Source organism: Catalinimonas alkaloidigena (assembly GCF_900100765.1).
GTDB lineage: Bacteria > Bacteroidota > Bacteroidia > Cytophagales > Flexibacteraceae > Mooreia > Mooreia alkaloidigena.
This window is the reverse complement of record NZ_FNFO01000004.1, coordinates 1-17,035: the sequence shown is the minus strand read 5'-3', so window position 1 is coordinate 17,035 and position 17,035 is coordinate 1. Positions and strand designations below refer to the sequence as shown.

Sequence of the window (17,035 nt, the reverse complement as noted above, 5' to 3'; positions counted from 1 at the left end):
CGCAGCGGTGAGAGATCTTTTAACTTTTGGAAAGAGATCTCTCACGTTGGTCGGGATGACAGTTTTATTTTTTGCTGTTGGCCAACGCTTTCAACTGCGGTTCCAGCTTCTCTACAAAATCCATCATGTAGTTTCCCCGATCCGGATTGGGTTGGGGAATTCTAACGCCATTCACGGAATCAAGGCGAACTAGGTCCGCATAGCAAAAGCGTTTTTTAGGATCACGGTCGGCTCGACCATAATCGGCCCCGAGCGGTTTGAAAAGTTGATTTTTGCTCAATACTTTCCAATCGTAAAAGCGGCAGGAGTAAAAGTAAACCGGCACGACCAAGATGCCTTCCTTCTCCTTTCGCGTAAACAACTTTGCTACCTCTTCTTCCTTGATGTATTTCGAGTGCATGAACTGATCGCTGACCAGCAGAATGGCAAAGTCGCAGGCATGAATTTCCGTTTGCAGCGCCTCGTGCCAGTTTTCTCCAAGCGGAATTTGTTCGTCGGTGTAGACCTGGATGTCGGCGAAAGGAAGGTTGCCTACGTTCGCTTCAAAATCTTTTTTAAACACCTGGAAATATTCCGGGTAGGCGTGTGCATAAGAGATAAAGCATTTGCGTTTGGTTGATTTCGTAGAGTGTTTGTGTAAACTCTGATGGAGCTTGCAGGTAAACCGTCAAATCCTTGATCAAAACAGGCTTATTGTGTTCGTCGGGTACTTTGTCCCAATCTATTTCTTGAGTGTAATCACGCAATACTTTTAAATCCACGTATCGCTTGCCATCGACTGAAACCCATTCGGTAACGAATTGCTTCGCTTCGTGCATGTTGTCAAATTCCTTTCGGATCAGGTCGAGCAGCAGCTGGGCTTGCGGTCCACGAACGAGGATGTTGATGGTTTTATCATCGGGTCGTGCTTCTACCAATGCTTCATTGCCGTCCCACGAAAGCTCAATACCATTTCGCCAGAGCAAATGCTGCTTTGAAAGGCGGCCTGTACGTACAATAAATCGTTGGATGAGCGCCGAATGTAAAAACTGATGCCGATACTGAAAATAAAGATCAGCGGGAGCAAAGTGGATTACAGAGGGGCGTGTTTTTGGTAGTAACGCAGGAGCTAGGTAGGTAGCATTTGGATCGTAAGGGCTATCCAGGCAAAAACAGATTTCACAGCTCTCCATGAAAGAAATAAATAATTCACACTCTTCTTTGGAGAACTCTTGCCATGCTCGTTGTTGAAGATAGGCCAATGTGAATCGACCTTGCTTGCCTAGCAACTCATGATAAACCTTTTCTCGGTCGAAAAGGGTGTAAACCGCATTGATAGCCCATTGTTGGTCGAGAATGATCTGGTCATGAAATATGCCCTTACGATGAAAAAAGACGCCTGTTTCGTGGAAAAAATAGAGTAGTGTGGGGACTTCCTCTTCAGGCACGCCTTGTGATGTACAAAGTTCTGTGAACCGAGCTACTGAGATTTGCTTATCTGACAGTACGCGTACTTGTGCACGAGCATTGTACCACGACTCCGGCATTTTTTGTTGCAACTCCGGCATTTCCGCAAGTGTTTCCACCATGGTTTCCTTCAACTGCGACAAGCCACGACCCGTGGCAGCACTCACGTTTCGAAAAAATTTGAGGTTAGGGTACTTTTCTTGTAGATCGCGCGACGCATACTGTTCGCCATCGCGATCCGTTTTATTTTGCACCACGATGACCGGACTTCCATCGCCCAGTACCCACGTATACTCAAGCCAGTACGCGAGTGGCTCATGCTGGAAGGGAATCAGGGTGCCGCCAATTTCCTCTGCGTAGCGGTGTCTTTGTTCGGTTTCAGCATCCCATACCAAGAGAAAGAGGGCCTTTGTACGTAAGAACAAGCGGTGAGTTGCATGATAAATATCTTGTCCTCCAAAATCCCAAAACCATGTTTTTACTTGACTATCATCAGCAAGGGAGATCGACCATGAATCGATTTCAATACCATGTGTGGAAGGTAGACCGGGGGCAAATGAATCATAAAGTAAGCGCTCCATGAGGCTTGACTTTCCAACTGTGCCATTTCCAATTAGCACAATCTTGACTTCGTTATTCAGAACTTCGCCACGTTCTAAGGCCTTGAACCAATTGCGAACATTGGATAAGCAGTGTGCTTCGTCCTCTATATCGTGAAATTCATCAGGAATATCACCTACTGAACAGCCTAAAAGTTCCAAGCCTTCCAGCTTTTCAAGTTGAAGAATGAAACGGGGAAATTTGTTGATTTTGCCGCCTAAAGAAAGAGAGCGTAATTCTTTGAGATACCAGATGGGTTGGAGATCATGCACTGGAGTGCTTGCAAAATGGAGGCCCTTGAGTTGTGTTAGTGTTGACAGGGGCTGAAGATCAGTGATAGGGTTCTCGTAGAAAAAAATGGCTTCTAATGACGAAAGATTCGTAAGTGGAGAAAGATCGTGAACGTTAGTGCAATCGAAACATAGAACCTCCAGCTTAACTAGGCCTGAAATAGGTGTCAGGTTTGATACCTCCGTAGAGCTAAAACTGAGTGATTTTAAACTTTTTAACTCAGTTAATGGTGTTAAATCGCTTATAGAAGTCTGAGATACATCTAAATATTCGAGCTCTGTGAGAGCTTGAACAACATCTATATCTTTAAGGGGAACTCCCAAACAGTCTAGGTGTGTCAAGCCGTTTAGGTATCGAAAGCCGTTTGGCAAGCAAGTGAACATGTTCTTCTCCTTTCTCTGGAAACCATTGCCTACGAATCCTTTCCAAGAGATTACATTTTCTCCCAAGTTTAGCGCCTCTAACCAAGTCAATTCAAACAGGGATTCAGGAAGCTCTGTGATACCACAATTCCCTAAATCCAGACAAAGCCAGCGTTCTTCTTTGGCCTGCTGGATCAGGCGGAGGGCTAATTCGCTCATCGTCAATTGTTTGGTTAGGTAAACTAATCATTCCTGCAGAACTGTGAAAAGGAGGAGAAGCGACGAGTCTAAGTTTTACTTCTTTCTCATTATCATCACGCTATCCTTTCGAACGGACGTGAGCGATCTATGGAGTAGGGCCAAAAGATCTCTCCCTTCGGTCGAGATGACAATATGAGTAGATGATTCTTCCTATTGCGCACAGAACCGGACACCGGGCGTTCGTTTTCGGGCAATGTTGGACAGCACCGGCTTGCAACAAGGCCGATTCTGCCGAAATGGAAGGGTTTGTTTTTTCTGGCGAGGGATTTGTTTAGCAAATAGTAATCAAATCCCTGTCGCATGCGAAAAGCCTACCTCGGTGAGTTTGAAGAGCTGGTGCTGCTGACCACCGCCGTCCTCGCCGGACAGGAAGCCTACGGCGTCACGGTTGCCAACGAATTGGAGCAGCAGACCGGCCGGGCGGTGAGCATTGCCGCCGTCCACGTGGCGCTGCACCGGCTGCTGGAGAAAGGCTACGTCCGCTCTGAACTGGGTGGCGCCACCGCCACCCGCGGGGGCCGACGCAAGCGGCTCTTTGCCGTGACGCCTGCCGGGCAGCACGTGCTGCGCGAGATGCGGACCACCCGCAACCGACTCTGGGACCTGATTCCGAAAACCGCCTTTTCCTGACCCCATGCCCCATTCGTCACACCCCCCGCGCTGGGCCGAACGCCTGCTGGCCTGGTGCTGTCCGCCGCACCTGCGCGAAGAGATGCAGGGCGACCTCCTGGAGCGGTTTGAGGAGCGCCTCCTGACGATGGACGTCCGCGAAGCCCGTCGGCGGTACGTGCGCGATGTGCTGGGATTCCTGCGACCTTTTGCCTTCAAACGCCCTCCAACTGAACCTTTACCTTTTTTCGATCCTGCCATGTTCCGGAATTACCTCCTCGTGGCCGCGCGCAACCTGCGCCGGCACCGTGTCTTCTCTTTCATTCACGTGGCGGGCCTCTCGCTGGGGCTGGCCTGTTGCATGCTTATCCTCCTCTATACCAAAGACGAGGTGAGTTTCGACCGTTTTCACGAACGGGGGTCGAGTATTTATCGCGTCACCGCCACCATGAGCGGGCCGGACGGCATCCATCAGCTTGGTAGCACCAACGAAGTGGTCGGGCCGTCGTTTGCCGAGGCGATTCCGGAAGTGGCGGCGGCGGTGCGGATCGAATCCAATCCCCGCATTGTGCGGCGCGGCGACGCAACCTTCGAGGAGGAAGTGCTCTACGTGGATGCCAATTTCTTCTCGGTCTTTTCGTTCCCCTTGCGGGCCGGAGCGCCCGAAACGGTGTTGTCGGAACTACACCACGTGGTGCTGACCGAAGCGGCGGCGGAGAAGTATTTCGGGACGGACGAAGCGCTGGGCAAAACGCTGGAGCTGGGCGATGGCGACACGTTCGAGTCGTTCGTGGTGGCGGGCATTGCCGAAAATCCCCCGCAAAATTCTTCCCTTCAGTTTTCGGTGCTGATGCCGTTTGCCTACCGCGAGTCGCAGTTCACGGACCTGTCGTGGATCGGTTTTTACATCAACACCTTTCTGCTGTTGCAGCCCGACGCTGACCGTACGGCGGTCGAACCCAAACTCGACGAGGTATTTTTGAGTCGGGCGTACAGCGAGCTGGAGCGGATGAAGGCCGAGTTCAATTTTCAGGAGAAAGTGCATTTTGGGTTGCAGCCCTTTGAACAGATTCACCTTGACCCTACGTACGGCGACATCCGCAACGGCCTCCACGACGGCAGCGATCCGATGTATACGTACCTGCTGAGCGGCATCGCGGTGTTCATCCTGCTCATCGCCTGCATCAACTTCGTTAACCTCACCGTGGCGCATTCGCTGAAGCGGGGCAAAGAGATCGGGGTGCGGAAGGTGATCGGCGGGCAGCGGCGGCAACTGATCCGGCAGTTTTTGAGTGAGTCGTTCGTGCTGTGCTTCCTGGCGTTTGTGGCGGCGTTGCTGCTCGTGCAGGCGGTGCTTCCCTTTTTTAACGAATTGGCAAACAAGCGGCTGAGTGTGTCGTTCCTGTTCGATGCTGAGCTGGTGCTGAGCTACGTGGCGCTGTTTGTGGTGACGAGCCTGCTGGCGGGCTTCTATCCGGCGTGGGTGTTGTCGGGCTACAGTCCGGTGCAGACGCTTTATCACCGCCACCGGTTCGTGGGAAAACAGGGGCTGACGAAGGGACTGGTGGTGTTGCAATTCGCGCTGGCGACGTTTCTGCTCATCGGCATGGCGGCGCTCTACGCGCAAATGCAGTACCTGACCACGAAAGAGTTGGGGTACAACGACCAGAACCTGATTCAGGTGTACCTGGGGCGGGGCCGGCACAACGACCTGGTGCAGCAACTGAAAGAGACCCTGGCCCACGAGCCTGCGCTGCAGGCAGTGGCGACCAAAAGCGGCGGACAGAGCTACACCCGCGGTACGATCGGCGACCGGGACATCGACTTTGCCATCAGCTGGATCGACGATCAGTACCTGCCTGCGTTGCAGATTCCCCTTGTGGCGGGGCGCAACTTCTCCCCGGCCTTTCCGACCGACACGACCCAGGCCGTGCTGGTCAACGAAACGTTCGTGCGGGAAGCGGGCTGGACCGACCCCGTCGGGCAGGTGGTGACCTACGCCAACAAACCGTTCACCGTGGTAGGCGTGGTGAAAGACCATCACTTTGTCTCCCTGCGCGAGAAAATCACGCCCCTCTTGTTTCAGGTCGGCACCGGCGATTTGTGGGTGAAACTGGCACCGGGCCAACGGGCGCGCGGGCTGACGGCCGTTCGGGAGGCGCACCACCGCCTGCAACCCTACCGCCCCTTCGACTACGAATTCACCAGCACGATCAACGCCCGGCACTACGAAGCCGAGCAGAAATGGAAACAGATGATCACGGTCGGCGCGGGGCTGTCGCTGTTCATCTCCTGCATCGGCCTGTTCGGGCTGGCGATCCTCTCCATCGAACGACGGACGAAGGAAATCGGCATCCGCAAGGTGCTGGGTGCGGCCACGTCGCAACTGGTCGTGCTGTTGTCAGGCGATTTTCTGAAACTGGTCGCAATCGCGTTTGTCATGGCCATTCCGCTGGGTTACTGGGCCGTGCAGCGCTGGCTCGAAGCGTTTCCGTACCGTATTGCGTTGGGGTGGTGGCTCTTTGCCGTGCCCTGTGCGGCAACCTTGCTGATCGCCTTGCTGACCGTCGCGACCCGCACGCTCCACGCGGCAGTGGCCAATCCGGTGAAGGCGCTGAGAAGCGAATAGGCGTCCGGAAACGGAAACTACGTGGCGGAACGGAATGGAGTAGTGGACGGTGATGGCGCAGGAAAAAGGGTGGGAGTTTATGTTCGCGTAACGAAGAAGCTTATCTTTGTCTGGCTTCGTCATCTTCACGCCCGGCTTACCCCATCCCATGGAAGCACATTTTACGCCCTTTCGTACGCAGATCATCGGCATCGACCAGGAGTTTTCCAGCCCTTACGGTGCGCACCAACCCATCGTTTACGCCGACTGGACGGCCAGCGGACGCCTCTACCGTCCCATCGAGGCGCGGCTGTGCGAGGCGATTTACCCGTTTGTGGCCAATACCCACACGGAAACCAACAGCACCGGCCGGGGCATGACGGATGCCTACCACCAGGCACTGCACCTCATCAAACAACACGTCCATGCCGGTCCTGACGACTGCATTCTGTCGTGTTACTCGGGCATGACGGGCGTGGTGAACAAATTTCAGCGCATTCTGGGCCTGCGCGTCCACGAGCGTTACAAAGGGCTGATCCAACTGGCGGAAGAGGACCGCCCGGTGGTGTTCATCACCCACATGGAACACCACTCGAACCAGACCTCGTGGCTGGAAACCCTGGCCGACGTGGAAATTATCGGTGCCGATGCCGACGGATTGGTCGACCTGGACGACCTGGATCGCCTGCTCGAAAAATACGAGCACCGGAAACTGAAAATGGCGGCAGTGACGTCCTGTTCGAACGTGACGGGGATCTTCACCCCTTACCACGACATTGCCGCCCGGATGCACGCCGCCGGGGGCTACTGTTTCGTTGACTTTGCCTGTTCGGCCCCGTACATCGACATCGACATGCACCCGCCGCAGGAGGGACACCACCTGGATGCCATCTACTTTTCGCCGCATAAATTCCTGGGTGGACCGGGCACGACCGGCATTCTCATCTTCCACAAAAGCCTGTACCACAACGCCGTACCTGACAACCCCGGCGGCGGCACGGTCGACTGGACCAACCCCTGGGGGGAGCATAAGTACGTCGACGACATCGAGGCGCGCGAAGACGGCGGCACGCCCGCATTTTTGCAGACGATCAAAGTGGCGCTGTGCATCAAGTTGAAAGAAGAGATGGGCGTGGAGAACATGCTGCGCCGGGAGAAAGAGCAACTCGACTTGTTGTGGGAACCGCTGAGCCAGATTCCGAACCTGCACCTTCTGGCCCCGCAGCATCGCGACCGGCTGGCGGTGGTTTCGTTTTACATCGACGGGCTACACTACAACGTGGGCGTCAAAATCCTGAACGACCGTTTCGGCATCCAGGTGCGGGGCGGCTGTTCGTGCGCAGGCACCTACGGCCATTACCTGCTGAACGTGGAACGCGAGTACTCGCGGCGCATTACCGAACTGATCAACCAGGGTGACTACTCGCAGAAACCGGGCTGGATTCGGTTGTCGTTGCACCCCACCACCTCCGACGCCGAGATCCGCTACCTTGTGGAAAGCCTTCGGCAACTGGCCGCTCATCACCCCACATGGGCGAAAGATTACTGCATCGATCGGCACAACGAAGTGGCATTCTGTCGCCCGGAGGAAGACGGGTACATGCAGCAGCAGGTCAGCGCTTGGTTCAATACCCCGCTGACGCCGGTTTCGGAGCGAGTCGCCTTGCCGTAAGGGAGGCATCGATCAAGTTTTAATTCCTTTCTCTTGTTGAGAGGTTACTTTTTAGACGCGTTGCCTATGCGTGTCGAACAATCCGTGCAAGAAGGAAATTTTTAGGCGCAGGTGAGTAGGTGTGGGCCCTCGACCCCATTGTTTCCCAGGCAGGGAGCATACCCCTTTCGGGTGGCATGTTCCGGCTGCAAAAAACAACACCATTACTTTTTATAAACCTCAAACCTACATTGACACTCTCATGAAGCGTTTTCTACTCTTTTCTTTACTCACGTGCGGCAGCATGTGCGGTGCCGCTGCCCAGGGCATTTTGCTCGAAGATTTCGACGGCGCTGCGTCGGTCAACAGCTGGAAGAACAGCACGGAGGGCGACTACACCCTGATGGGCTCGACCGACAAAGTACAGGGCGATAGCTCGTTGGTACTCAACTACAACATCGTGGCCGACCAGAGTTGGGGCGGCAGCGTCGATCTGCAATCGCAACCCGAAGGCGGCACCGTGTTTCCTGATTTGCGTGGCGAAACAGGTCTGCGCTTTTCCTACAAAGTCACTACGCCGCTGAACGATCCGGTGGCGAGCCTGACCATCAAGCTGTTTGTCAACAGCACGGGCGGGACGGAAGAGTGGCACACCAGCCTGACCAATGTGCTGACCGATCCGTCCGGCGAATGGCAATCGGCATCGGTGCCGTTTTCTGCGTTTGCCATCCCGAGCTGGATGCAGTCGTACGACGGCATGCTGTACCTGAACGAGATCCGGGAGATCCAAATGCAGGTCGTGGTAGGTTCAGAAGGCATCGGCAATACCTTCACCGGCGAAATTTTGTTCGATAGCCTCGCCTCGTATGGCCTGGAAGTGGAACCGGGCGACCCCATTATGGTGGGCGAGTTGCTCGAAGACTTTGAAGGAGCGGCGTCGGTCAGTAGCTGGAAAAACAGCACGGAGGGCGATTACACCCTGATGGGCTCGACCGACAAAGTACAGGGCGATAGCTCGCTGATGCTCAACTACAACATCGTGGCCGACCAGGGCTGGGGCGGCAGTGTCGATCTGCAATCGCAGCCGATGGAGGGAGAGGTCTTTCCCGACCTGACCGACGAAACCGGACTCCGGCTGGCGTACAAGGTGCTCACGCCGCTGAACGATCCGGTGGCGAGCCTGACCATCAAGCTGTTTGTGAACAGCACGGGCGGGACGGAAGAGTGGCACGCCAGCCTGACCAACGTGCTGACCGACTCGTCCGGCGCGTGGCAGGAGGTGCTGGTGCCGTTTGCGGAATTTGCCATTCCGAGCTGGATGCAATCCTACGACAGTGTACTCTACCTGAATGCAATTCGGGAGATCCAGATGCAGGTGGTGGTAGGTTCGGAGGGCATCGGAAATACCTTCACCGGCGAGATCCTGTTCGACGAACTGGTCAGCTACAGCCTGGTGATTACATCGAGCGAGGCGGTGGTTCAATTACCACAACTGCGGCTCTATCCCAATCCGACGGCGAGTCTGTTGTACCTGGACGGCCCTGACCGGATCGACCGGATCGACGTGGTCGGCCTGAACGGGCGTGTGCTCAAAACGGTGCAGGGAGATCGGCGGGTAGACGTGAGCGATCTGTCTGCCGGCTTCTACGTCGTGCGGGCTTACGCCGACAAAACGACCTACGTGCGCAAGTTCATCAAACACTGACACGCACGTGTTGCGTCTGAAAAGCCCTCGGAAACGTTCGAGGGCTTTTTTTATGCCGGGGGATGGGGCCAACCGACGTCTTTTTGCAAGCGGACTTCTCCTAGGCCGACGCGTCGCCCGGCGCGCGTTACGCTCTAGCCTCCATCCCTGCCGCAGGAAATGTAGCCGCACCAGGAAGTTGTGCAACCGGACGCCCCGCGTGGAACGCCCCGCGTGGAACGCCTCCTCAGGAAGGCCGGTGTCGTGTGCGCATCCCGCGTAAACTTGGTATCTTTCGGAATTCGATTGAGACGCTTTTCCTGGATTTTTTAATGAAACACACACGCTTGCTTCTGTTCCTGATCTGCCTCTTGGGCGGAACGTTTGTGCATGGCCAAACGGCTCCCACGCTGACCGAAGCCGATTACGAGCGGGCCGCTGCCATGCTGGACGGAAACCTGGCCCGGTTTGTCGATGGCGACATCGACCCGAAATGGCTGCCCGACAACCGGTTGTGGTACCAATTGCTGACGGAAGATAAGGCCGAATTCAAATTGTTCGATCCAGCGACGAAAAAATGGGTCACCGCCGATACCAAAGCCGCACTGTTTGAAAAGGCTGCTGCCCAGCCGGAACCGAAACGACCTTCGCGCGACGAAGTGGTGTCGCCCGACGGAAAATACATCGCCTTTATCCGCGATTGGAACCTCTGGGTGCGCGACTCGACTTCCGGCAAGGAGATGGCCCTGACCACTGACGGCGTGAAAGACTTCGGCTACGCGACCGACAACGCCGGATGGAAGCACAGCGACCGTCCCATCCTCAGCTGGTCGCCCGACTCGAAAAAGATCGCCACTTTTCAGCAGGACCAGCGGCACGTGCAGGACATGTACCTGGTTGAAACCAAAGTCGGCGCACCCGAGCTTCAGGCGTGGAAATACCCGCTGCCCGGTGATTCGGCCATCATCCAGATCCACCGCGTGATCATCGACCTGACCACCGGGAAACCGAAGATGGTTCGCCTGAAGATGGGCCCGGACGCCCGGCGCGGTACCCTCTGCGACGACATCGCCTGCGACGGTACATTGGGTGACGTGGAATGGAGCGAGGACGGAAAGCAACTGGCGTTTGTTTCGACCAGCCGCGACCACAAAGAAGCCCATGTGCGCATCGCCAACACCGAAACCGGCGCGGTGCGCGACGTGTTTGAGGAGATCGTCGATACGCAGTACGAATCGGGGCAGGGAACGGCCAACTGGAGCTACCTCTCGGGCAGCAACGAAATCATCTGGTATTCGGAGCGGAGCGACTGGGGCCACCTCTACCTGTACGACGCCACCAGCGGTCAGTTGAAAAACCAGATCACTTCCGGCGACTACGTGGTGCGGCAGGTGCTGCACGTCGACGAGAAGGCGCGGGTCGTGTACTTCATCGCCAGTGGCCGCGAAGGGGGCAATCCCTACTACCGGTACCTCTACCGCGTCAACCTGAACGGCCGGGGCCTGACGCTGCTGACGCCCGAAACCGGCGACCATGCCGTGCAGTTCTCACCCAACCACCAGTACTTCCTCGATGCGTATTCGCAACCCGACGTGCCGCCCATTTTCCAAGTGAAAAACACGAAAGGCAAGCAGATCGCCACGCTGGAAAAGACCGACCTTTCCCGCCTGCAGGCCACCGGCTGGCAGCCGCCCACGCCGTTCTCGGTCCGCTCGGCCGACGACCGCTGGGACCTCTACGGCCTCCTCTACACGCCGACCGACCTGGACAGCACGAAAACCTATCCGGTGATCGTCTACATCTACCCGGGACCGCAGGGCGGTAGCGTGCGCTCCTGGAGTTTCCAGGCCGGACGTCGCGACAACCAGGCGCTGGCCGAGCTGGGCTTCGTGGTGATGGAACTGGAAGGTAGCTGCAATCCGAACCGCTCCAAGTCCTTCCACGACGCCTGTTACGGCGACATGAGTCAGAATACCCTGCCCGATCAGGTGGCGGGCTTGCGGCAACTGGCCAACCGCTACGCCTTTCTGGACCTGGACCGCGTGGGCATCTGGGGCCACTCCGGCGGCGGATTCGCGACGGTGTCGGCCATGTTCAAGTACCCGGATTTCTTCAAAGTGGGCATTGCCGAATCGGGTAACCACGACAACCGCAACTACGAGGACGACTGGGGCGAGCGCTACGTCGGGCTGGAAGTGCCCGCCGAACAGGGCAACACCAACTACGGCCTGCAGGCCAACCAACTCTACGCGAAAGACCTGAAGGGCGACCTCTTGCTGGTCCACGGCGGCCTGGACGACAACGTGCCGCCCTACAACTCCTACCTGGTGGCCGATGCGCTCATCAAAGCCAACAAAGATTTCGACATGCTGGTCCTGCCCAACGCGCGCCACGGCTACGGCAAGGACAGCTACTACATGATGCGCCGCCGCTGGGACTACTTCGTGGAGCACCTGATGCACGCCACCCCTCCCGACGCCTTCGAGATCACCATCCAGGACGACCCACGCATCAAAAGCGAGGAGAGCGAGTAGGTCAGAAGGAATCTTATCTGAGAATTTTGTTAAAACCGAACTCAGAAGTAGCGCATATCCACCGATTGGGTGGGATATACACTACTTAGCGTACATAGGCGCGTTGTGCTCCATGTAAAAACAACTAAAAGATTGGATTGCAAGAGAGAAATTTCTGTTTTTTGGAAATGGGCTGGTATGGGTCCAGATCAGTACGCATCCAATAGAGGGGGTGGTGAGTGGGAGACCGACTATCCTAATTGGGAGATTCTGTACAAAGCGGTTGATCAAATTATCGATTCTTTGAATCTCGGTTACAATGAAGAAGTAGCAGAACTGCTGATTCAGATTCTTGCTATTGATAATGAATCAGAAACAACTCTAGAAAAAATAGAGAGCAGCTTGGTACCTACCCAAAGGCAAATTTATAAGCGATGTTGTAAAATCTAATCAGGGACAGGCTAGATGGCAAATTGCCGAATTGCTAAGCAGGATTGATATCCCAGATAGAAGAGAGTTACTAATGAATCTAATCTGCGATGACGAGGATAACTATGTTAAACGCAGTGCTTTGCTAAGCTTGAATAGGATTGACGTTACTGAATCAAAAAAACAAGCCGAAATATTCATCAACGATACAGATGAATATTTAAGATTGGTATCCGGAAAGATATTAAACGAAAAAAAATAATGGGATATAGCTTGATGAGTTATCTGTGTTTCTATAATTCCCCTTGTGTCCAAACCTGCTCTTCGCAAACAGTATGAGAATAAAAACTAAGGCAGATGTTACTATTCCTTATGTTATCATAGGGTATAGCTGTTGCTTTACGATCCCTTTACTGATTACATATGGCTTTGCTTTAACAAACTTTGGTTGGCTCTGGATAGGTATGTGGTCTTTGGTCGCTTTATACGGAATTTGGAGGATCGAGAATTACCAATTAAACGACAATGTCTTGATTAAAAAAAACTTCTTAGGCGTGTTTAGTAGAGAAAGGAATTTACATTCACTGATTAAGTACACTAAGAGAAATATTAATACTGATTTTCCAAGCAATCCTCTCAACATCGTAAGGTTATTCACAAATAGGAATAAGTATTTAAAATTTCAACGGTTAAAGCTAGAGTTTAAAGGTAAAGCCGCGTTAAGAATAGATGAAATGACTGTGGACAGTAAGGATTATTCTCTTTTTTATAGAGAGTTGAAAAAGAAGCTAAAACAGGTACGTAAAAGAAAATATCGCGCTGACATAGCCTAATCTTCAATGCTTCAATTTCTCCGTAGGGTCCGGCAAAACGTAGTGGGTGAGGGAAAGTTCAGGAAATACCTGCTGTACGCCGTCGGGGAAATTGCGCTGGTGATGATCGGGATTCTGCTGGCCCTGCAGGTGAATACCTGGAACGCCAACCGACAAAACGACAGGGAACGAGATCGGATTTACCGAGCCCTGGAAACGGAGTTCCGTGCGGCGAAAGAGATGCACGCCAGCAACGTTGACCAGAGCATCGCCACGCAGCGGGCCATCATCCAGATTCTGAATCATACCGGCACCTCTCCGGAAGCCTTTGGCATCCACGAATTCGATAGTCTGCTCAATCGTTCGTTAGCTACCTTATCGTACAATCCCTCGTTCATCGTCTACCAGGAAGTCATCGAGTCCGACAAAATCGAGCAGATCGACAATCCTGACATCAGGTCACTCTTGTTCCAGTACAAAACGGTGAGTGGGGGCTACTACAAACTGGAAGACGCGCTCATTACTATCTTTTCCAGCGAGTTTATTCCCTACCTCAACCGGCGCATCGCGTTCAAAAATATCGATCAGTTCAACCAGGCGCCGTTCCCCGCTTCGACGATCGTGCAGGACAACCGGGCCGTGCTGATGGAGCTGGAATTTGAAAACCTGCTGGACAATCACCTGTTCCTCTATTCTGAACTGGTGCGGAGTTTTGAGGAACTCGGCGCCATCGTGGATGCCCTCATCGTGGAGTTGGAAAACGTAAACGAGGATAGATGACTCATACGTGGCCCTCCCCGCCAAGAGTCGTGTGCAGGCACCTCGTCCCAATAGTAACTTTCAGCGCACCAGGGCCGGCGCAGCGTGAAAGCGCGTCCCTGCCCGCTACCGGGGCGACACCTCGACGATCACCCGCTTGTAGCGCGTTAAGGCAGGCGTGCCCTTATCTGTCACTTTCAGGATAAAGTGAAGGGTTTGTTTTGAGGTCACCTCGGGAGCCACAACCGTGTGGAGGTTCGCTAAGTTGGGGGAGAACGGAGCCAGGCTGACGAGTCCTTTGTACGTACCCACTTCCGGGTACTGAAACCAGTAGTAACTCAAGCCATCCCCGTCCGGATCGGTGGTGCCGGTGGCATTCAGGCTAAAGATTTCGCCGGATTTGACCTGCAGCACGTCGGGGTGCGTCAGTCGGGGCACGGGCGGATGGTTGGCCTCTGCGTAGTCCATGACCATCCAGTCCATACGGGCAGCGAAGTCGTGTTGAAAATCCTCCAGCCAGCGCCAAAGTGTCACTTGGGGCGACGTGTAGGTGATCGTATCGGCCACCACCGGCCTTCCCCAGGGGGAGGAGCGCAAGGGCGTGTAGGTGTCGTCCGCGTTGGTCCAGATCGGCCGCGTTTCCGGACCCGCCTCAGGACCGGTGACCATGGCCCCACCCTGCGTGCGACCGGGCTGAGGGGCGGTGGCAGGCGCTTCGTAGGCGGGTGTATACAGCTCGTAGCGGCCGCCCCAGCCGCCGTAATTTGGATGTTCCGGATCGTTCAACCCATTGGGAATCAGGCCTAAAAACGAGGGCGTGTCGCCTTCCATGCCGTAGGCCACGTCCGGATACGCCGCCCCGAGCGGACCGTGCCCCTGTTGAATGTGCTCTTCAAGCCACGCATTGCTGTTGACCTCCTGTTGAGCTTCGGGAATAAAGCCGGTGATGCCCACCCAGGTCGCATGGCGGTAACTGCCCGGACTGACGATGTAAAACACGTCGGGAAAGGTTTTCCGTATCCAGGGACCGGCGTCGTCCTGATCGGAGATGGTGTAGACGCGCAGCTTCTGGTAAAGAGTCCTCGCCTGTGCCTTGGACTTCGTGTGCTGAATTTTCCACAGGGCCTGCGCCAGGCAGTTGACGCCACCCCACACGGCGACATATACCGGCCGGGCATCCAGTTTTTCGAGCACCCGGATGATCCAATCCGATCCCTCCGAATCCTGGCCTTCGCCCACGCCCTCCATGCCGTAGCGGGGTAGCCCCTGTTTGATCATGCCTTTCAGGGCCTTGGCGGTCGGAAAGCCGTCGGCGTGTCGGGCCAGATTAGGCTGTACCTGCCCGTAGGCGTCGACCAACTGGTGAAGGCTTTCCGGTACCACACGTATCCGCTGGTGGGTAGAAGTCGTCGCGATCAGTCCTTCTATATCGAACTCGTTGGCGTAGGCGAGAAAGCGCACCATCGATTGGGCATCGTCCGGATCGGCTTCGATGTCGGTCAGGACCAGGACGCGGGGGCGGGTAGACGATTGCGCGAGCGCACACAGCGAAAGGCAAAACACGCACAAGCAGAGGGCGGCGGACCGCAGCAGGTTTTTCATGAGGTTACGTGAGTGGGAACAAAAACCGTGGAAGGCAGGGGCTTCGGGACGACTACGGAGGTAAGATAAAGGCGGCTACGTGACTCACCGCCTTCCGTATGGCGTTAAGGTTGCGGCGCCAGGAAGCCCTGTTGCGCGAGCCACTCCGCAAAGCGCTCGATCCAGTGATCCGAAGGCAGGTGTTGCGTGTTCATCCCGAACCCGTGACCGCCTTTGGCGTACATGTGCAGTTCGGCGGGGCGTTCGGCGGCCAGCCACTTGCTGTACAGACTTACACTGTGCGGAGCCAAGTGCAGCTGATCGTCCGAAGCGCAGACCACAAACAGGGGCGGGGTATCGGACCCGACAGACCCTTGCAACGAGTCGGGCATGTAGGCGTACACCGGGGCCACAAACGCCGGTCGGTTGGCGGCCGTGTAGTCAAACGCTGCCGCCGCGGTCACCGTCCCCCCGGCCGAAAAGCCCAGGATGCCCACCCGGTCGGGATCGACGCCGAAGTCAGCCGCGTGTTGCCGGACGTAGGCGAGGGCGGCCCGCCCGTCGGCAATTGACAGTGGAATGGTCGCTTCGTTTTCTGCGTGCCAGGCGGCCTGCCGCGGTCCGTTAAGGCCCGCCATCATGTCCGCAAACGGATCGTCGGTGTCGATGTGCGCCGTCCGGTACTTTAACACAAACGCCGTAATGCCTTTTTTCGCGAGCCACCGGGCCGCGTCGTTCCCCTCGTTGTCGATCGCCAGGAAGTGAAAACCGCCGCCGGGGCAGATGATGACGGACGCCCCGGTGGCAACACCAGGATCGGCCGGAAACACCGTCAGCGTAGGGTTAACCACGTTGAAGACCGTCATCAACTGAATGGCATTCCGGTTGTTTTGCTTCTCTTTCCAGTTCCATTGTTCGGAACCAGGCGCCGGACCTGGATAAATCCGGACTTCCCGCGATTGGGCCAGGAGGACCTGTGAACACAGAAGCAAAGCAAGCAAGGGCATGGTGGTACGCATGGGTGCAGGGAGAAAATAGGTTGCTAGATTTCAACGCGTTCCCGGCACGCGCTTGCGATGGCTCACCAGAAGCCGGCCGGGAAGGGAACGAAAAATAGCGGATCTCCCGGAAAAAGAAAATAAAAGAAGGGGAGACCTTACGCACCAACCTCCGGCCGCGTACGCCCTGCCTACCGACGGGTTCCGTTGGCGGCAAGCACCTCTTTGCACTCCTTTGCCTATGGTGGTCCCCAATGTTAGGACAGCGTTCGTTAGAATTTAAGTTGGTTCAAGCGGCTAGGTTGTAGATAGTTTCGGGCGTCTTATACCCAAGCGTGAACTTCCTAGCTTTCGACGGACAGAAAATAGAAGCCCCTAATTCCTATCTTGTCCTCTATGAAACCACGAAGAAATTTTGACCTGACTTACAA

12 protein-coding genes are annotated in these 17,035 nt (G+C 55.3%); 8 read left to right on the top strand and 4 right to left on the bottom strand.

Going from position 1 to position 17,035, the window contains the following annotated elements; all coding sequences use genetic code 11:
• Positions 1-64 precede the first annotated feature (64 nt).
• A complete protein-coding gene (locus BLR44_RS11025; protein WP_176955990.1) occupies positions 65-562 on the bottom strand; it encodes a toll/interleukin-1 receptor domain-containing protein in 498 nt (165 codons plus the stop codon).
• Positions 555-2,918, bottom strand: a complete 2,364-nt coding sequence (locus BLR44_RS11020) for a COR domain-containing protein (protein ID WP_089681784.1) — start codon at positions 2,916-2,918, stop codon at positions 555-557. The genes BLR44_RS11025 and BLR44_RS11020 overlap by 8 nt, the downstream gene beginning before the upstream one ends.
• Positions 2,919-3,260: 342 nt before the next feature.
• Here BLR44_RS11020 and BLR44_RS11015 point away from each other — a divergent pair, with 342 nt between their 5' ends.
• The 8 genes from BLR44_RS11015 (at position 3,261) to BLR44_RS10975 (ending at position 14,046) form a co-directional block, all read left to right on the top strand.
• Positions 3,261-3,590: a PadR family transcriptional regulator gene (locus BLR44_RS11015; protein ID WP_089681783.1), complete on the top strand. Its 330-nt coding sequence runs from the start codon at positions 3,261-3,263 to the stop codon at positions 3,588-3,590.
• A gap of 4 nt (positions 3,591-3,594) precedes the next feature.
• Positions 3,595-6,198 carry an ABC transporter permease gene (locus BLR44_RS11010; protein WP_218127053.1) on the top strand — a complete coding sequence of 868 codons (2,604 nt, stop codon included), beginning with the start codon at positions 3,595-3,597 and terminating at the stop codon, positions 6,196-6,198.
• Positions 6,199-6,346: 148 nt separating this feature from the next.
• Complete coding sequence (locus tag BLR44_RS11005) at positions 6,347-7,849, top strand: aminotransferase class V-fold PLP-dependent enzyme (RefSeq protein ID WP_089682797.1); 1,503 nt, start codon at positions 6,347-6,349, stop codon at positions 7,847-7,849.
• A 241-nt stretch (positions 7,850-8,090) separates the two neighbouring features.
• The gene (locus BLR44_RS11000) at positions 8,091-9,533 is read left to right on the top strand and encodes a T9SS type A sorting domain-containing protein (RefSeq protein WP_089681782.1); all 1,443 of its coding nucleotides are present in this window, start codon (positions 8,091-8,093) and stop codon (positions 9,531-9,533) included.
• Between the two features lie 311 nt (positions 9,534-9,844).
• On the top strand, positions 9,845-12,046 hold the full coding sequence (locus BLR44_RS10995; protein WP_089682795.1) for a S9 family peptidase: 2,202 nt from the start codon (positions 9,845-9,847) through the stop codon (positions 12,044-12,046).
• 105 nt (positions 12,047-12,151) lie between these two features.
• The gene (locus BLR44_RS10990) at positions 12,152-12,475 is read left to right on the top strand and encodes a hypothetical protein (protein WP_143017237.1); all 324 of its coding nucleotides are present in this window, start codon (positions 12,152-12,154) and stop codon (positions 12,473-12,475) included.
• A 314-nt stretch (positions 12,476-12,789) separates the two neighbouring features.
• Positions 12,790-13,287, top strand: coding sequence for a hypothetical protein (locus BLR44_RS10980; RefSeq protein WP_089681779.1), 498 nt, complete (start codon positions 12,790-12,792; stop codon positions 13,285-13,287).
• A 6-nt stretch (positions 13,288-13,293) separates the two neighbouring features.
• On the top strand, positions 13,294-14,046 hold the full coding sequence (locus tag BLR44_RS10975; RefSeq protein ID WP_143017236.1) for a hypothetical protein: 753 nt from the start codon (positions 13,294-13,296) through the stop codon (positions 14,044-14,046).
• 105 nt (positions 14,047-14,151) lie between these two features.
• Here BLR44_RS10975 and BLR44_RS10970 read toward each other — a convergent pair whose 3' ends face one another.
• Both BLR44_RS10970 and BLR44_RS10965 read right to left on the bottom strand, forming a co-directional pair.
• Positions 14,152-15,627, bottom strand: coding sequence for a DUF1593 domain-containing protein (locus tag BLR44_RS10970; RefSeq protein ID WP_089681777.1), 1,476 nt, complete (start codon positions 15,625-15,627; stop codon positions 14,152-14,154).
• 104 nt (positions 15,628-15,731) lie between these two features.
• Positions 15,732-16,613, bottom strand: a complete 882-nt coding sequence (locus BLR44_RS10965; protein ID WP_218127052.1) for an alpha/beta hydrolase — start codon at positions 16,611-16,613, stop codon at positions 15,732-15,734.
• Positions 16,614-17,035: the final 422 nt, after the last annotated feature.